This is a genomic window from Streptomyces sp. NPDC015346 (genome assembly GCF_043078785.1).
Lineage (GTDB): Bacteria > Actinomycetota > Actinomycetes > Streptomycetales > Streptomycetaceae > Streptomyces.
This window is the reverse complement of sequence record NZ_JBIBTW010000007.1, coordinates 95370-112714: the sequence shown is the minus strand read 5'-3', so window position 1 is coordinate 112714 and position 17345 is coordinate 95370. Positions and strand designations below refer to the sequence as shown.

The 17345-nt window shown below is 72.0% G+C and carries 15 protein-coding genes; 13 read left to right on the top strand and 2 right to left on the bottom strand.

The annotated features are described in order from the left end of the window. The first annotated feature begins 2 nt into the window (after positions 1–2). The 12 genes from ACF06X_RS24880 (at position 3) to ACF06X_RS24825 (ending at position 14957) form a co-directional block, all read left to right on the top strand. Positions 3–1289 carry a dihydroorotase gene (locus ACF06X_RS24880; RefSeq protein ID WP_392289515.1) on the top strand — a complete coding sequence of 429 codons (1287 nt, stop codon included), beginning with the start codon at positions 3–5 and terminating at the stop codon, positions 1287–1289. Then, entirely contained in the window at positions 1286–1864 is a 579-nt protein-coding gene (locus ACF06X_RS24875) for a hypothetical protein (RefSeq protein WP_392289514.1), read from the top strand. The genes ACF06X_RS24880 and ACF06X_RS24875 overlap by 4 nt, the downstream gene beginning before the upstream one ends. After that, a complete protein-coding gene (gene carA, locus ACF06X_RS24870) occupies positions 1861–3006 on the top strand; it encodes a glutamine-hydrolyzing carbamoyl-phosphate synthase small subunit (RefSeq protein WP_392289513.1) in 1146 nt (381 codons plus the stop codon). The genes ACF06X_RS24875 and carA overlap by 4 nt, the downstream gene beginning before the upstream one ends. After that, entirely contained in the window at positions 2999–6307 is a 3309-nt protein-coding gene (gene carB / locus ACF06X_RS24865) for a carbamoyl-phosphate synthase large subunit (RefSeq protein ID WP_392289512.1), read from the top strand. Before carA ends, carB begins: the two co-directional genes overlap by 8 nt. A 55-nt stretch (positions 6308–6362) precedes the next feature. Further along, positions 6363–7472 (top strand): quinone-dependent dihydroorotate dehydrogenase, encoded by a 1110-nt coding sequence (locus ACF06X_RS24860; protein WP_392289511.1) that lies wholly within the window; start codon positions 6363–6365, stop codon positions 7470–7472. Next, positions 7469–8317, top strand: coding sequence for an orotidine-5'-phosphate decarboxylase (pyrF, locus tag ACF06X_RS24855; RefSeq protein WP_392289510.1), 849 nt, complete (start codon positions 7469–7471; stop codon positions 8315–8317). Before ACF06X_RS24860 ends, pyrF begins: the two co-directional genes overlap by 4 nt. A gap of 275 nt (positions 8318–8592) precedes the next feature. After that, a complete protein-coding gene (locus tag ACF06X_RS24850) occupies positions 8593–8916 on the top strand; it encodes an integration host factor (protein WP_030204477.1) in 324 nt (107 codons plus the stop codon). Between the two features lie 49 nt (positions 8917–8965). Next, the gene (gmk, locus tag ACF06X_RS24845; RefSeq protein ID WP_158985400.1) at positions 8966–9529 is read left to right on the top strand and encodes a guanylate kinase; all 564 of its coding nucleotides are present in this window, start codon (positions 8966–8968) and stop codon (positions 9527–9529) included. Between the two features lie 68 nt (positions 9530–9597). Further along, the gene (rpoZ, locus tag ACF06X_RS24840) at positions 9598–9870 is read left to right on the top strand and encodes a DNA-directed RNA polymerase subunit omega (protein ID WP_005319902.1); all 273 of its coding nucleotides are present in this window, start codon (positions 9598–9600) and stop codon (positions 9868–9870) included. A 107-nt stretch (positions 9871–9977) separates the two neighbouring features. Next, positions 9978–11255, top strand: coding sequence for a bifunctional phosphopantothenoylcysteine decarboxylase/phosphopantothenate--cysteine ligase CoaBC (coaBC, locus tag ACF06X_RS24835; protein ID WP_392289509.1), 1278 nt, complete (start codon positions 9978–9980; stop codon positions 11253–11255). Between the two features lie 212 nt (positions 11256–11467). Next, positions 11468–12676 (top strand): methionine adenosyltransferase, encoded by a 1209-nt coding sequence (gene metK / locus ACF06X_RS24830; protein WP_392289508.1) that lies wholly within the window; start codon positions 11468–11470, stop codon positions 12674–12676. 127 nt (positions 12677–12803) lie between these two features. Then, positions 12804–14957: a primosomal protein N' gene (locus ACF06X_RS24825; protein ID WP_392289507.1), complete on the top strand. Its 2154-nt coding sequence runs from the start codon at positions 12804–12806 to the stop codon at positions 14955–14957. Between the two features lie 233 nt (positions 14958–15190). Here the strand turns inward: ACF06X_RS24825 and ACF06X_RS24820 are convergent, their stop codons facing one another. Then, positions 15191–15715: a hypothetical protein gene (locus ACF06X_RS24820; RefSeq protein WP_392289506.1), complete on the bottom strand. Its 525-nt coding sequence runs from the start codon at positions 15713–15715 to the stop codon at positions 15191–15193. Between the two features lie 227 nt (positions 15716–15942). Between ACF06X_RS24820 and fmt the strand changes: the two genes are divergently transcribed. Further along, on the top strand, positions 15943–16899 hold the full coding sequence (fmt, locus tag ACF06X_RS24815) for a methionyl-tRNA formyltransferase (protein ID WP_392289505.1): 957 nt from the start codon (positions 15943–15945) through the stop codon (positions 16897–16899). A 78-nt stretch (positions 16900–16977) separates the two neighbouring features. Here the strand turns inward: fmt and ACF06X_RS24810 are convergent, their stop codons facing one another. Beyond that, on the bottom strand, positions 16978–17286 hold the full coding sequence (locus ACF06X_RS24810) for a hypothetical protein (protein ID WP_392289504.1): 309 nt from the start codon (positions 17284–17286) through the stop codon (positions 16978–16980). Between the last annotated feature and the right edge of the window lie 59 nt (positions 17287–17345).

The following is a 17345-nucleotide window of genomic DNA, read 5'->3' as shown; positions in this document are numbered from 1 at the left end:
CCATGAGCAAGATCCTGATCCGTGGTGCGAAGGTGCTCGGCGGCGAGGCGCAGGACGTCCTGATCGACGGCGAGACCATCGCCGCGGTGGGCACCGGCCTGCCGGCCGAGGACGCGACCGTCATCGAGGCCGAGGGACAGATCCTCCTGCCGGGCCTGGTCGACCTCCACACCCACCTGCGCGAGCCCGGCCGCGAGGACTCCGAGACCGTCCTCACCGGCACCCGGGCGGCCGCCTCCGGCGGCTACACCGCCGTCTTCGCCATGGCCAACACCTTCCCCGTCGCCGACACCGCCGGCGTCGTCGAGCAGGTCTACCGGCTCGGCAAGGAGTCCGGCTACTGCGACGTGCAGCCCATCGGCGCCGTCACCGTCGGCCTGGAGGGCAAGAAGCTCGCCGAGCTCGGCGCCATGCACGACTCGGCCGCCGGCGTCACCGTCTTCTCCGACGACGGCAAGTGCGTCGACGACGCGGTGATCATGCGCCGCGCCCTGGAGTACGTGAAGGCCTTCGGCGGCGTCGTCGCCCAGCACGCCCAGGAGCCCCGCCTCACCGAGGGCGCCCAGATGAACGAAGGCGTCGTCTCCGCCGAGCTGGGCCTCGGCGGCTGGCCCGCCGTCGCCGAGGAGTCGATCATCGCCCGCGACGTCCTCCTCGCCGAGCACGTCGGCTCCCGGGTCCACATCTGCCACCTCTCCACGGCCGGCTCGGTGGAGATCGTCCGCTGGGCCAAGTCCCGCGGCATCGACGTCACCGCCGAGGTCACCCCGCACCACCTCCTCCTCACCGACGAGCTGGTCCGCAGCTACAACCCCGTCTACAAGGTCAACCCGCCCCTGCGCACCGAGCGGGACGTCCTCGCCCTGCGCGAGGCCCTGGCCGACGGCACCATCGACATCGTCGCCACCGACCACGCCCCGCACCCGCACGAGGACAAGGACTGCGAGTGGGCCGCGGCCGCCATGGGCATGGTCGGCCTGGAGACCGCGCTCTCCGTCGTCCAGCAGACGATGGTCGAGACCGGACTGCTCGACTGGGCCGGCGTCGCCGACCGCATGTCGGTCAAGCCCGCGGCGATCGGCCGGGCCGAGGGCCACGGTCGCCCCGTCTCGGCTGGTGAGCCCGCCAACCTGACGCTGGTCGATCCGGCATACCGTGGTCTCGTGGACCCCGCGGGCTTCGCCTCCCGCAGCCGCAACACCCCCTACGAGGGCCGCGAGCTGCCGGGACGCGTCACCCACACCTTCCTGCGGGGCCGAGCGACGCTCGTGGACGGGAAGCTGGCGTGACACCTGTGATCATCCTGGCCGCCGGGGAGAAATCGGCGGAGGTCACCAACTGGGCCGGACGCATCGGCTGGGTGGTCGGCCTGGGCCTCTTCGTCGCCTTCGTCTACTGGCTGATGCGCCAGGGATGGAAGTGGCGCGGCAGCCTCCAGTCGGACCTGCCGGAGCTGCCGGGAGTGCCGGAGACGCCGGGCGAGGCGAAACTGACCCTGAGCGGGCGCTACCACGGGTCCACGACCGCCGGGCAGTGGCTCGACCGGATCGTCGCCCACGGCCTCGGCACCCGCAGCCGCGTCGAGCTCACCCTCACCGACGCGGGGATCGAGGTCGTACGCCCCGGCGCCACCGACTTCCTCATCCCCGCCGAGGCCCTGCGCGAGGCCCGGCTCGACAAGGGAATCGCGGGCAAGGTCCTCGCCGAGGGCGGGCTGCTGATCGTCACCTGGGCCCACGGCGACAAGCTCCTCGACTCCGGCTTCCGCTCCGACCGCGCGGCCGAGCACACCGCCTGGGTCGGGGCAATCAGCACTGTGAATTCGACGCACCACGCAAGCACGACGGAAGGCACCGCACGATGACGACCTCCACAAGGGGAGCCAAGGCTCCCGCCGTACTCGTCCTGGAGGACGGCCGCATCTTCCGCGGCCGCGCCTATGGGGCCGTGGGGGAGACCTTCGGCGAGGCCGTGTTCTCCACCGGCATGACCGGCTACCAGGAGACCCTCACCGACCCGTCGTACCACCGCCAGGTCGTGGTGATGACCGCCCCGCACGTCGGCAACACCGGCGTCAACGACGAGGACCCCGAGTCCGCGAGGATCTGGGTCGCCGGCTACGTCGTCCGCGACCCCGCCCGCGTCTCCTCGAACTGGCGCGCCCAGCGCTCGCTCGACGAGGAGCTCGCCGCCCAGGGCGTCGTCGGCATCTCCGGCATCGACACCCGCGCCCTCACCCGCCACCTGCGCGAGCGCGGCGCCATGCGCGTCGGCATCTTCTCCGGCGACGCCTGGACGGGCGTCCGCGACGAGGCCCTGCTGGCCCGCGTCAAGGAAGCCCCGCAGATGAAGGGCGCGAACCTCTCCGCGGAGGTCGCCACCAAGGAGACGTACGTCGTCCCCGCCATCGGCGAGAAGAAGTTCACCGTCGCCGCCGTCGACCTCGGCATCAAGGGCATGACCCCGCACCGGATGGCCGAACGCGGCATCGAGGTCCACGTGCTGCCCGCCACCGCCACCGCCGAGGACGTGTACGCGGTCAACCCCGACGGCGTGTTCTTCTCCAACGGCCCCGGCGACCCGGCCACCGCCGACCACCCGGTCTCCGTCATGCGGGCCGTCCTGGAGCGCAAGACCCCGCTCTTCGGCATCTGCTTCGGCAACCAGATCCTCGGCCGCGCCCTCGGCTTCGGCACCTACAAACTGAAGTACGGCCACCGAGGCATCAACCAGCCGGTGCAGGACCGTACGACCGGCAAGGTCGAGGTCACCGCGCACAACCACGGCTTCGCCGTCGACGCACCCCTCGACAAGGTCTCCGAGACCCCCTACGGCCGCGCCGAGGTCTCCCACGTCTGCCTGAACGACCAGGTCGTCGAAGGCCTCCAGCTGCTCGACCGGCCGGCCTTCTCCGTCCAGTACCACCCCGAGGCGGCCGCCGGCCCGCACGACGCCGCGTACCTCTTCGACCGTTTCGTATCCCTGATGGAGGCCGAGCGTGCCTAAGCGCACCGATATCCAGTCCGTCCTGGTCATCGGCTCCGGCCCGATCGTCATCGGCCAGGCCGCCGAATTCGACTACTCCGGCACCCAGGCCTGCCGCATCCTCAAGGCCGAGGGTCTGCGGGTGATCCTGGTCAACTCCAACCCGGCCACGATCATGACCGACCCGGAGATCGCCGACGCCACCTACGTCGAGCCGATCACCCCCGAGTTCGTCGAGAAGATCATCGCCAAGGAGCGCCCCGACGCCCTCCTGCCCACCCTCGGCGGCCAGACCGCGCTGAACACCGCGATCTCCATGCACGAGCAGGGTGTGCTGGAGAAGTACGGCGTCGAGCTCATCGGCGCCAACGTCGAGGCGATCCACAAGGGCGAGGACCGCGACCTCTTCAAGGGCGTCGTCGAGGCCGTCAAGGCCAAGATCGGTTACGGCGAGTCCGCCCGCTCGGTCATCTGCCACACCATGGACGACGTGATCAAGGGCGTCGAGACGCTCGGCGGCTACCCCGTCGTCGTTCGCCCCTCCTTCACCATGGGCGGCGCCGGCTCCGGCTTCGCCCACGACGAGGAGGAGCTGCGCCGCATCGCCGGCCAGGGCCTCACCCTCTCGCCGACCACCGAGGTGCTCCTGGAGGAGTCCATCCTCGGCTGGAAGGAGTACGAGCTGGAGCTGATGCGCGACAAGAACGACAACGTCGTGGTCGTCTGCTCCATCGAGAACTTCGACCCGATGGGCGTCCACACCGGTGACTCGATCACCGTCGCCCCCGCGATGACGCTCACCGACCGCGAGTACCAGCGGCTGCGCGACATCGGCATCGCGATCATCCGCGAGGTCGGCGTCGACACCGGCGGCTGCAACATCCAGTTCGCGGTCAACCCGGACGACGGCCGGATCATCGTCATCGAGATGAACCCGCGCGTCTCCCGGTCCTCCGCGCTCGCCTCCAAGGCGACCGGCTTCCCGATCGCGAAGATCGCGGCCCGTCTCGCCGTCGGCTACACGCTGGACGAGATCCCCAACGACATCACGGAGAAGACCCCGGCGTCCTTCGAGCCCACGCTCGACTACGTCGTGGTCAAGGCGCCGCGCTTCGCCTTCGAGAAGTTCCCCTCCGCCGACTCCACGCTGACCACGACCATGAAGTCGGTCGGCGAGGCCATGGCGATCGGCCGGAACTTCACCGAGGCGCTCCAGAAGGCCCTGCGCTCCCTGGAGAAGAAGGGCAGCCAGTTCTCCTTCACCGGCGACCCCGGCGACAAGGACGAGCTGCTGCGCGAGGCCGTGCGCCCCACCGACGGCCGCATCAACACCGTCATGCGGGCCATCCGCGCCGGCGCCACCCCCGAGGAGGTCTTCGACGCCACGAAGATCGACCCGTGGTTCGTCGACCAGATGTTCCTCATCAAGGAGATCGCCGACGAGCTGGCCGCCGCCGAGAAGCTCGACCCCGAGCTGCTCGCCGAGGCCAAGCGCCACGGCTTCTCCGACGTCCAGATCGCCGAGATCCGCGGCCTGCGGGAGGACGTCGTCCGCGAGGTCCGGCACGCCCTCGGCGTCCGCCCGGTCTACAAGACGGTCGACACCTGCGCCGCCGAGTTCGCCGCCAAGACCCCGTACTTCTACTCCTCGTACGACGAGGAGAGCGAGGTCGCCCCGCGCGAGAAGCCCGCCGTGATCATCCTGGGCTCCGGCCCGAACCGCATCGGCCAGGGCATCGAGTTCGACTACTCCTGCGTCCACGCCTCCTTCGCCCTCAGCGACGCCGGCTACGAGACCGTGATGGTCAACTGCAACCCGGAGACCGTCTCCACCGACTACGACACCTCCGACCGCCTGTACTTCGAGCCGCTCACGCTCGAGGACGTGCTGGAGATCGTCCACGCCGAGACGCTGGCGGGACCCGTCGCCGGTGTCGTCGTCCAGCTCGGCGGCCAGACCCCGCTGGGTCTCGCCCAGGCGCTCAAGGACAACGGCGTGCCGGTCGTCGGCACCTCCCCGGAGGCCATCCACGCCGCCGAGGACCGCGGCGCCTTCGGCCAGGTCCTCGCCGAGGCCGGTCTGCCCGCCCCCAAGCACGGCACCGCGACCACCTTCGCCGGCGCCAAGGCCATCGCCGACGAGATCGGCTACCCCGTCCTCGTACGCCCCTCGTACGTGCTCGGCGGCCGCGGCATGGAGATCGTCTACGACGAGGCGCGCCTGGAGAAGTACATCGCCGAGTCCACCGAGATCAGCCCCACCCGGCCGGTCCTGGTCGACCGCTTCCTCGACGACGCCATCGAGATCGACGTCGACGCGCTCTACGACGGCCACGAGCTCTACCTCGGCGGCGTCATGGAGCACATCGAGGAGGCCGGCATCCACTCCGGCGACTCGGCCTGCGCCCTGCCCCCGATCACCCTCGGCGGCTTCGACATCAAGCGCCTGCGCGTCTCCACCGAGGCGATCGCCAAGGGCGTCGGCGTGCGCGGACTGATCAACATCCAGTTCGCCATGGCCGGCGACATCCTGTACGTCCTCGAGGCCAACCCGCGCGCCTCCCGGACGGTCCCCTTCACCTCGAAGGCGACCGCCGTACCGCTCGCGAAGGCCGCCGCCCGCATCTCGCTCGGCGCCACCATCGCCGAGCTGCGCGAGGAGGGCCTGCTCCCGAAGACCGGCGACGGCGGCACCCTGCCGCTCGACGCGCCGATCTCCGTCAAGGAGGCCGTGATGCCGTGGAGCCGCTTCCGCGACGTGCACGGCCGCGGCGTCGACACCGTCCTCGGCCCGGAGATGCGCTCCACCGGCGAGGTCATGGGCATCGACTCGGTCTTCGGCACGGCGTACGCCAAATCCCAGGCCGGCGCCTACGGCCCGCTGCCCACCAAGGGCCGCGCGTTCGTCTCCGTCGCCAACCGCGACAAGCGCTCGATGATCTTCCCGGCGCGCGAGCTGGTCGCCCACGGCTTCGAGCTGCTCGCCACCTCCGGCACCGCCGAGGTCCTCAGGCGCAACGGCATCCACGCCACCGTGGTGCGCAAGCTCAGCGAGGGCGAGGGCCCCGGCGGTGAGAAGACGATCGTCCAGCTGATCCACGACGGTCAGGTCGACCTCATCGTCAACACCCCGTACGGCACCGGTGGCCGCCTCGACGGCTACGAGATCCGTACGGCGGCGGTCTCGCGCGGCGTCCCGTGCCTCACCACGGTCCAGGCGCTCGCCGCGGCCGTCCAGGGCATCGACGCGCTCAACCACGGCGGTGTGGGCGTCCGCTCGCTCCAGGAACACGCGGCGCAGCTGACCGCGGCCCGCGACTAGCAGCCCACGAGGGGGACACCGGAAACGGTGTCCCCCTCTTGGTGAGGACACCTCCATGTACAAGTTCTTCTTCCACCTGGTCTTCAAGCGGATGGACCCGGAGGAGGCCCACTACCTGGCCTTCCGCTGGATCCGCCTGGCCGCCCGCACGCCGGTCCTGCGCACCTTCGTCGCCGCCGTCCTCGCACCCCGGTACGCGGAGCTGCGCACCGAGGCGCTGGGACTTCGCATGCACGGCCCGTTCGGCCTCGCCGCCGGCTTCGACAAGAACGCCGTCGCGATCGACGGCATGTCGATGCTGGGCTTCGACCACGTCGAGATCGGCACCGTCACCGGCGAGGCCCAGCCCGGCAACCCCAAGAAGCGGCTCTTCCGGCTGATCCCGGATCGCGCGCTGATCAACCGCATGGGCTTCAACAACGAGGGCTCGGCGGCCGTCGCCGCCCGCCTCCACGCGCGCGTGCCGGTCTTCAGGACCGTCGTCGGCGTCAACATCGGCAAGACCAAGGTCGTCCCGGAGGCCGAGGCCGCCGCCGACTACGTCACGTCCACCGAGCGCCTCGCCGCGCACGCCGACTACCTCGTGGTGAACGTCTCCTCCCCGAACACCCCCGGGCTGCGCAATCTCCAGGCCACCGAGTCCCTGCGCCCGCTCCTCACGGCGGTACGGGAGGCGGCGGACCGCACGGTCACCGACCGCCGGGTCCCCCTCCTCGTCAAGATCGCCCCCGACCTGGCCGACGAGGATGTCGACGCGGTCGCCGACCTCGCCCTCGAGCTGGGCCTGGACGGCATCATCGCCACCAACACCACCATCGCCCGTGAGGGTCTCGGCCTGAAGTCCGACCCCGCTCTCGTCAAGGAGACCGGCGGGCTCTCCGGCGCGCCCGTCAAGGAACGCTCCCTGGCCGTCCTGCGCCGCCTGTACGCCCGCGTGGGCGACCGCCTGGTCCTCGTGGGCGTCGGCGGCATCGAGAACGCCGAGGACGCCTGGCAGCGCATCCTGGCCGGTGCCACGCTGATCCAGGGCTACAGCGCCTTCATCTACGAAGGACCCTTCTACGCCCGCGCGATCCACAAGGGCCTCGCCGCCCGCCTCGCGGCCTCCCCGTACGCCACGCTCGCCGAGGCCGTCGGCGCCGACACCCGAAAGGCCACCTCGTGACCCTTGCCCCCTTCGGCGCACGCCTGCGCTCCGCCATGGACGAGCGCGGCCCGCTGTGTGTCGGCATCGACCCGCACGCCGCCCTGCTGGAGTCCTGGGGCCTGACCGACGACATCGCGGGCCTGGAGCGCTTCACGTTCACGGTCGTCGAGGCGCTCGCCGGCACCGTCGCCGTCTTCAAGCCGCAGTCGGCGTTCTTCGAGCGGTTCGGCTCCCGGGGCGTCGCCGTCCTGGAGCGCGCCGTCGCCGACCTGCGCGAGGCGGGCGGCCTGGTCGTCATGGACGCCAAGCGCGGCGACATCGGCTCCACGATGGCCGCCTACGCCGAGACCTACCTCCGCGAGGACGCGCCGCTCTTCTCGGACGCCCTCACGGTCTCCCCGTACCTCGGCTACGGCTCCCTGAAGCCGGCCGTCGACCTGGCGAAGGAGTCCGGGGCGGGCCTGTTCGTGCTGGCCCTCACCTCCAACCCGGAGGGCGCGGAGGTCCAGCGCGCGGTGCGCACCGACGACCCCGCCGGCCGGAGCGTCGCCGCGATCATGCTGGCCCACCTCGCCGAGGAGAACGCGGGGGAGGCCCCGATGGGCTCCTTCGGCGCGGTCGTCGGCGCCACCCTCGGCGATCTCTCCTCCTTCGACCTCGACATCAACGGCCCTCTCCTCGCCCCGGGCATCGGCGCTCAGGGCGCGACGCCCGCCGATCTCCCGGCGGTCTTCGGAGCGGCCGTCCGCAACGTGGTCCCGAACGTCAGCCGGGGTGTCCTGAAGCACGGCCCGGACGCCTCCGCGCTGCGCGGCTCCGCGGAGCGGTACGCCGACGAGATTCGCGAGGCCGTCGGCGCGTAAACCGCCCGCGGGGCCAATGCGCAGGTCGGGGCCGTCTCACTCCGTGGCGAGATCTTGGCCGAAATGCCGGTCGTTATGCCGGAAATGTCCTGGTCGGTCGATGCTGACCAGGACTTTTCCTTCGTTCTCGCTGACTGGAGACGCATTGGCCGCTAGTCTCCGGGGCAGAGTCAGCGTTCAACGGTCACTGCGTTGATCGTTGCTCCACTGGTGTGGGGCGACTAGGTTCCTCACCGGTCCGTATCCGACAGTTCGACATCCGAGGTGACGTAGGCGTGGCTCTTCCGCCCCTTACCCCTGAACAGCGCGCAGCCGCGCTCGAAAAGGCCGCCGCGGCTCGCCGGGAGCGGGCCGAGGTCAAGAATCGACTCAAGCACTCCGGCGCCTCCCTCCACGAGGTCATCAAGACGGGCCAGGAGAACGACGTCATCGGCAAGATGAAGGTCTCCGCGCTGCTCGAGTCCCTGCCGGGCGTGGGCAAGGTCCGCGCCAAGCAGATCATGGAGCGGCTCGGCATCTCCGAAAGCCGTCGTGTGCGCGGTCTCGGCTCCAACCAGATCGCCTCCCTGGAGCGCGAGTTCGGCAGCACCGGCGCCTGAGCCGGGACTGCCGTCCCAGGCACACCCGTACAACTGGAATAATCGCTGCATGGCAGCAGAGGTACGTCCGCGGCTGACCGTGCTCTCCGGCCCCTCCGGGGTCGGCAAGAGCACGGTCGTCGCTCATATGCGCAAGGTCCACCCCGAGGTCTGGCTCTCGGTGTCGGCCACGACACGGAAGCCGCGTCCCGGCGAGCAGCACGGCGTCCACTACTTCTTCGTGGCGGACGACGAGTTCGACAAGCTGGTCGCCAACGGGGAACTCCTGGAGTGGGCCGAGTTCGCGGGCAACCGCTACGGCACGCCGCGCCGCGCGGTCCTGGACCGCCTGGAGGCGGGCGAGCCCGTGCTGCTGGAGATCGACCTCCAGGGCGCCCGGCAGGTCAAGGACTCGATGCCCGACTCCCAGCTGGTCTTCCTGGCCCCGCCGAGCTGGGAGGAGCTGGTCCGCCGGCTCACCGGCCGCGGCACCGAGTCGCCCGAGGTCATCGAGCGCCGCCTCGAGGCCGCCAAGATCGAACTGGCCGCCGAGCCGGAGTTCGACACCACCCTGGTCAACACCTCCGTCGAGGACGTGGCGCGTGAGCTGCTAGCCTTGATGAACGTTGTTTGATCGAATTCTGATCACCTGGATCTGATCATCCCGATCAGCTCACAGAAGTTTCTTCGGAAGGCTAGAGCGTGTCCTCTTCCATCACCGCGCCCGAGGGCATCATCAACCCGCCGATCGACGAGCTGCTCGAGGCCACCGACTCGAAGTACAGCCTCGTGATCTACGCGGCCAAGCGCGCGCGCCAGATCAACGCGTACTACTCGCAGCTCGGCGAGGGCCTGCTCGAGTACGTCGGTCCGCTCGTCGACACCCACGTCCACGAGAAGCCGCTCTCGATCGCCCTGCGTGAGATCAACGCGGGTCTGCTGACCTCCGAGGCCATCGAGGGCCCGGCCCAGTAGGCGGGCACTGTCACGTTTGTCACTCCAGGCCCGGCGGACCATCCGCCGGGCCTGTGGTGTCTCATGGAGTCGTACGCATCCGAGCGCGGGGAGTGAAGTTGAGCGCCGTGGCACAGCCGAAGGTCGTCCTGGGAGTCAGCGGCGGCATCGCCGCGTACAAGGCGTGCGAGCTGCTGCGGCGGCTCACCGAGTCCGGCCACGACGTACGGGTCGTCCCGACCGACTCCGCGCTGCACTTCGTCGGCGCCGCGACCTGGTCCGCGCTCTCCGGCCACCCCGTCTCCACCGAGGTGTGGGAGACCGTCCACGAGGTCCCGCACGTACGGATCGGCCAGGCCGCCGACCTGGTGGTGGTGGCCCCGGCCACCGCCGACCTGCTCGCCAAGGCCGCCCACGGCCTCGCCGACGACCTGCTGACCAACACCCTGCTCACCGCCCGCTGCCCGGTCGTCTTCGCCCCGGCGATGCACACCGAGATGTGGGAGCACCCCGCCACGCAGGAGAACGTCGCCACGCTCCGCCGCCGCGGAGCCGTCGTCATCGAGCCCGCCGTCGGCCGGCTGACCGGCGTCGACACCGGCAAGGGACGGCTGCCGGAGGCCGCCGAGATCTTCGAGGTCTGTCGCCGGGTCCTGCACCGGCACGGCTCCGGCCGCGCCGCCGTCCCCGACCTCGCCGGCCGCCATGTCGTGGTCAGCGCCGGAGGCACCCGCGAGCCCCTCGACCCCGTCCGCTACCTGGGCAACCGCTCCTCCGGCAAGCAGGGGTACGCGCTGGCCAAGGCCGCCGCCGCCCGCGGCGCCCGGGTCACCCTCGTCGAGGCCAACACCGGCATCCCCGACCCGGCCGGCGTCGACGTCGTCCACGTCGGCACCGCCGTCCAGCTCCGCGAGGCCGTCCTGAAGGCCGCGGCCGACGCCGACGCCGTGGTGATGGCCGCCGCCGTCGCCGACTTCCGCCCGGCCGTCTACGCCCCGGGCAAGATCAAGAAGACGGACGACGGGGGAGCGCCGACCATCGAGCTGGTCCGGAACCCCGACATCCTCGCCGAGATCTCCGCCGACCGCGCCGTGCCCGGCCAGGTGGTCGTCGGCTTCGCCGCCGAGACCGACGATGTCCTCGCCAACGGCCGGGCGAAGCTGCGCCGCAAGGGCTGCGACCTGCTCGTGGTCAACGAGGTGGGGGAGCGCAAGACCTTCGGCTCCGAGGAGAACGAGGCCGTGGTGCTCGCGGCCGACGGCACGGACACGCCCGTACCGTACGGACCGAAGGAAGCCCTGGCGGAGATCGTCTGGGATCTGGTCGCACCCCGCCTGCGGACCGTGCCCGCGAACGATTCCGTGAAATCTCCCACGCGTCCGGATTTCACCGCCCTGGCCGAGTGAAATCCCATGAATCCGGTCCCTTGGGGCGATCGGAACAGGTGTTCGTGACAGGCGGGCGGCCGGATTCGGTGACACCCCGGCTCCCAGCTTGCGAGACACCTGGCCCAATGTCCGAGCACGCCGGATAGACTGGTCGCGGTACGACGCGGGGCGCAGCCCCCTGCCGTCCGACAATTGTTGAGCCAGCAGCCGCTGCAACCACAGGGAGCGTTGTGTCCCGTCGCCTGTTCACTTCGGAGTCCGTGACCGAAGGTCACCCCGACAAGATCGCTGACCAGATCAGCGACACCATTCTCGACGCGCTCCTGCGCGAGGACCCCACCTCCCGCGTCGCCGTCGAGACGCTGATCACGACCGGCCTCGTGCACGTCGCCGGTGAGGTCACCACCAAGGCATGGGCCGACATCCCCACCCTGGTACGGAACAAGATCCTCGAGATCGGGTACGACTCCTCGAAGAAGGGCTTCGACGGCGCCTCCTGCGGCGTCTCGGTCTCCATCGGGTCGCAGTCCCCGGACATCGCGCAGGGTGTCGACACGGCGTACGAGAAGCGTGTCGAGGGCGATGAGGACGAGCTGGACAAGCAGGGCGCCGGCGACCAGGGTCTGATGTTCGGCTACGCGTCGGACGAGACCCCGGAGCTGATGCCGCTCCCGATCCACATCGCCCACCGGCTCTCCCGCCGCCTCACCGAGGTCCGCAAGAACGGGACCATCCCGTACCTGCGCCCCGACGGCAAGACCCAGGTCACCATCGAGTACGACGGCGACAAGGCCGTCCGCCTCGACACGGTCGTCGTCTCCTCGCAGCACGCCTCCGACATCGACCTGGAGTCGCTGCTCGCGCCCGACATCCGCGAGTTCGTCGTCGAGCACGTGCTGCAGCAGCTCGTCGAGGACGGCATCAAGCTGGACACCGAGGGGTACCGCCTGTTGGTCAACCCGACCGGGCGTTTCGAGATCGGCGGTCCGATGGGTGACGCCGGCCTGACCGGCCGGAAGATCATCATCGATACGTACGGCGGCATGGCCCGTCACGGTGGCGGCGCGTTCTCCGGCAAGGACCCGTCGAAGGTGGACCGCTCGGCCGCCTACGCCATGCGCTGGGTCGCCAAGAACGTCGTCGCGGCCGGGCTCGCCTCGCGCTGCGAGGTCCAGGTCGCGTACGCGATCGGCAAGGCGGAGCCCGTCGGCCTCTTCGTCGAGACCTTCGGCACCCACACGATCGAGCCCGAGAAGATCGAGCACGCCATCGGCGAGGTCTTCGACCTCCGCCCGGCCGCGATCATCCGCGACCTCGACCTGCTGCGCCCGATCTACTCCCAGACGGCCGCCTACGGCCACTTCGGCCGCGAACTCCCCGACTTCACCTGGGAGCGCACCGACCGCGTCGACACCCTGCGCAAGGCCGCGGGTCTGTAAGGCACGGTTTTCCGCACGGCACGGTTTTCACGCGAAGGCCCGGCACCTGGGGGTGCCGGGCCTTCGCGTGTCCGGGGCGAATCCCGCGCTTGTCGGGCTGTCGGTGGCGTCTGGTAGGTATGAGGCTGTGAGCAGCGAGAACGGGAAGACGCAGGGGGCGGCCGCCGAGCCGCCCGAGCAGCTCGCGCTCATCCGGGAGACCGTCCGCAAGGCGAAGGCGCCGCGGGCCAAGCCCCGGACGTGGCGGGGGGCCGCGCTGGCCAAGGAGCTGCCCGTGGCCCGCGTGGTGGTCAACAAGGGCGTGCTCCACCTCGACCAGTTCTTCGACTACGCCGTGCCCGAGGAGCTGGACGCCGTCGCGCGGCCGGGGGTCCGGGTGCGCGTGCGCTTCGGCGCCGGCGCCCACCAGGTCAGGGACGGGCGGCGTGAGGGCGGCCGGCTGATCGACGGCTTCCTCGTCGAGCGGCGGGCCGAGTCGGACTATCCGGGGGCGCTGGCCGCACTGGCCGACGTCGTCTCTCCCGAACCGGTCCTCAGCCCCGAGCTGCTCGCCCTCGCCCGGGCGGTCGCCGACCGCTACGCGGGAAGCCTCGCCGACGTGCTCCAGCTGGCGATCCCACCGCGCAGCGCCCGCGCCGAGGCGAAGCCGTCCCCCGAGCCGCTGCCACCGCCCGCCCCTCCCGAGCCGGGCACCTGGACGCGGTACGAACGGGGTCCGGCGTTCCTGGACTCCCTCGCCGCGGGCGGGGCGCCGCGCGCGGTCTGGAACGCGCTGCCCGGACCGCACTGGGCCGAGGAGCTGGCCCGGGCCGTGGGCGCCACGCTCGCCTCCGGACGGGGGGCGCTGGTCGTGGTGCCCGACGGGCGGGCCGCGGCGCGCGTGGACGGCGCCCTGAAGGCCGTCCTGGGCGAGGGACGGCACGCCCTGCTCACCGCCGAGACCGGACCGGAGAAGCGCTACGCCCAGTGGCTCGCGGTGCGGCGAGGCGCCGTGCGGGCGGTCGTCGGGACGCGGGCCGCGATGTTCGCGCCGGTGCGGGACCTGGGGCTCGTCACCATCTGGGACGACGGGGACGGCAGCCACAGCGAACCGCACGCACCGCAGCCCCACGCGCGCGACGTCCTGCTGCTGCGCGCGGCCCACGACAAGTGCGCCTTCCTGCTCGGATCGACGAGCTGCACCGTCGAGGCCGCGCAGCTCGTGGAGTCCGGCTGGGCCAAGCCGCTCGTCGCCGGCCGTGACCAGGTGCGGGCCGCCGCCCCGCTGGTGCGGACCGTCGGCGACACCGACCTCGCCCGCGACGAGGCCGCGCGGGCCGCCCGGCTGCCCTCCCTGGCCTGGCAGGCGGTACGGGAAGGCCTCAAGACCGGCCCCGTGCTCGTCCAGGTGCCGCGGCGGGGGTACGTACCGAGGCTCGCGTGCCAGCGGTGCCGGACGCCCGCGCGGTGCCGGCACTGCGCGGGGCCGCTGGAGGCACCGGAGCAGCAGGAGCTGCGGTGCGGGTGGTGCGGGCGGGGCGCGGCCGACTGGACCTGCGTGGAGTGCGGCGCCACCCGGCTGCGGGCCCAGGTCGTCGGCGCCCGCCGGACGGCGGAGGAGCTGGGCCGGGCATTCCCCGCTGTGCCGGTACGGACATCGGGCCGGGACCACGTCCTGGACACCGTGCCCGGGCGGCCCGCCCTGGTCGTGTCCACACCGGGCGCCGAGCCCGTCGCCGAGGGGGGCTACGCCGCGGCGCTCCTCCTCGACGGCTGGACGATGCTCTCGCGCCCCGATCTGCGCGCGGGCGAGGAGGCGCTGCGGCGCTGGATCGACGCGGCCTCGCTGGTACGGGGCCAGGGCGAGGGCGGCCCGGGCGGCGTCGTCGTCGTGGTGGCCGAGCCCACGCTGCGGCCGGTCCAGGCCCTGGTGCGGTGGGACCCGGTCGGCCACGCCCAGCGGGAACTCGCCGAGCGGGCGGAGCTGGGTTTCCCGCCGGTGTCGCGGATGGCGGCCGTCTCCGGCCCGCCGGAGGCGGTGGAGGCCTTCCTCGCGGCGGCCGAACTTCCCGGCGACGCCGAGGTGTTGGGCCCGGTGCCGCTGCCGGTCGTCCGGCCCGGGGGCCCCTTCCGGCCGGGCGACCCTCCGCCGGGGGAGCGGTGGGAGCGGGCACTGATCCGGGTCCCGCCGGGCAACGGGGCCGCGCTGGCGGCCGCGCTGAAGCAGGCGCGGGCGGGCCGCTTGGCCCGGGGCGGCGGTGACCCGGTCCGGGTCCGGGTGGACCCACCGGACATCGGTTAGGAGGGTCCGGAAGATTATCGCGGCCCGCCCGCGGGGCGGGGTGAACGGCGCCCGGTGCGGGGGTGGGGGAACCTCCCGTGCCCGAAGGGCCAAGGGGGCGGGTGAGCCCCCGGGCGAAGCTCTGGGGAGCGGGCGGGGGAGTCGCGCACCGGGGGACCTTCCGGACGCTCCCCGGGCCCCGCATGGCTCGGCCGCCCGGCCCCTGCGAGGGGTGGGCGGCCGGAGGGGGCGCGTCAGCCGTTGCGGGGGCCGGGGAAGGCCGGCGGGCGGGGGTCCTCGCGGAGGGACTGGGCGGCGGGGGCGGGGGCGGGCTGCGGAGGCATCGCGCGGGCGGGCGGGACCACCGGCAGCGTGCGGGTCGCGGCCGGCTCCGGCGCGCGGTCCTGCTCCACGACGCCGCCCGGCTGGGGCGCGCGCCGGGCACCGTACCGACGGTGGACGGCCTGCTTCGTGACCCCGAGCGCGGAGCCCACCGCGTCCCACGAGAACCCGAGGGAGCGGTCGAAGTCGACCGCCGCCGTCACCAGGGTCTCGACGCTGTCCCGCAGCTCCTGGGCGAGCCGGACCGTCGGCGCGGGCGCTCGTCCGTAGACGACGAAGCCCGTCGACGGGCCGGAGCGGCGCGGGCGGTAGACATTGCCCAACTGGGCCGTGAGCGTGCGCAGTGCGTCCACCTGCCGCCGGACCCGCTCGATGTCCCGCACCAACAGATGCAGACTTGCCCGGGCTTGGGCGTCGTGGGTTGCGTGGTCGGCCATGTGAAAGCCTCTCGAACCGGCGTGGAATAAGGGTCGGGCCACAACGAGGGGCGGCCCGCTTCGGTCAATCTCTCTTGACCAACGCGCTACCCGTGGTCAGGTCACGCTGCGGGGGCGTACACGCATATGCGTGGGGCGCTCATGCCGACGTACGCCCCCTCGCACATCGGCACCTAGACTGGTGCGTTGCCCGTGATCCGCCCCGACAGACAGGCAGTCAGCCACCGATGAAGCTCGTCTTCGCAGGCACCCCCGAGGTCGCCGTACCCGCTCTTGACGCCCTGCTCGCCTCCGGCCGGCACGAGGTGGCGGCCGTCGTCACCCGCCCGGACGCCCCCGCGGGCCGTGGCCGGCGGCTGGTCGCGAGCCCGGTCGCCGAGCGGGCGGAGGAGGCGGGGATCGAGGTGCTCAAGCCGTCGAGGCCACGCGACGAGGAGTTCCTCGCGCGGCTGCGCGAGATCGCCCCGGACTGCTGCCCGGTCGTCGCCTACGGGGCGCTGCTGCCGAAGGCCGCCCTCGACATCCCCACCCATGGCTGGGTCAACCTGCACTTCTCCCTGCTGCCGGCCTGGCGCGGCGCGGCGCCCGTGCAGCACGCCGTGATGGCGGGCGACGAGGTGACGGGCGCGACGACGTTCCAGATCGAGGAGGGTCTCGACTCCGGTCCGGTCTACGGCGTGATCACCGAGGAGGTCCGCCCCACCGACACCAGTGGCGACCTGCTGACCCGGCTCGCCTTCGCCGGCGCCGGCCTGCTCGCCGCGACGATGGACGGCATCGAGGACGGCACCCTGAAACCGGTCCCGCAGCCCGCCGATGGCATCACGCTGGCCCCCAAGATCCAGGTCGAGGACGCGCACGTGGACTGGAAGGCCCCGGCCCTGCGCGTGGACCGCGTGGTGCGCGGCTGCACCCCGGCCCCCGGCGCCTGGACCGTCTTCCGCGGCGAGCGCCTCAAGCTGATCCAGGCCGTGCCGGTGCCCGACCGCACCGACCTGGCGCCCGGCGAGCTCGCGGCCGGCAAGAACAACGTGTTCGTCGGCACCGGCTCGTACGCGGTGGAGCTGCTCTGGGTCCAGCCGCAGGGCAAGAAGCCGATGAAGGCGGCGGACTGGGCCCGGGGCGTACGGATCGCCCCGGGCGAGCGCGTGGGCGGCACGGACCTGGGCGCCCCACGGTCCTAGGCCGTGTCCGGCGGCTCGGGCGCGGCCCCGGCCGAGTCCGCCGGACGGCCCTCGGTCCGCGCCGGCGCCCCGGGGCCGTCAGGCCTCGTCGACGAGCCCCGCGTTCACGGCCCGCCTCCAGAGCCTGTCGTGCCACTCGTTGGCGTCGGGAGCGGGCCGGGTGGTCAGGACCGGGTTCGGTCCGCTCTCGATGAGGTGGAGCAGCGACCAGGCGACGCCGTAGCAGTCGTCGGGTCCGAAGCAGGTGGCCAGCGCCGCTGCCTCCTCCGCCGTCACCGGTCGGGAGATCCTCTCCAGCTGCTTGACGCGCCTGTCGATCTCCTCCTCGCTCGCGTCCCAGTCGGGGAGGGGGCCGTCGGCGACGAACGCCCGCACTTCAGGTCTCATGACCGGATGATCGCGGGTCTCCGGCACCCCGGGCAAGACGAGTCAACCGGGCTCCGAGC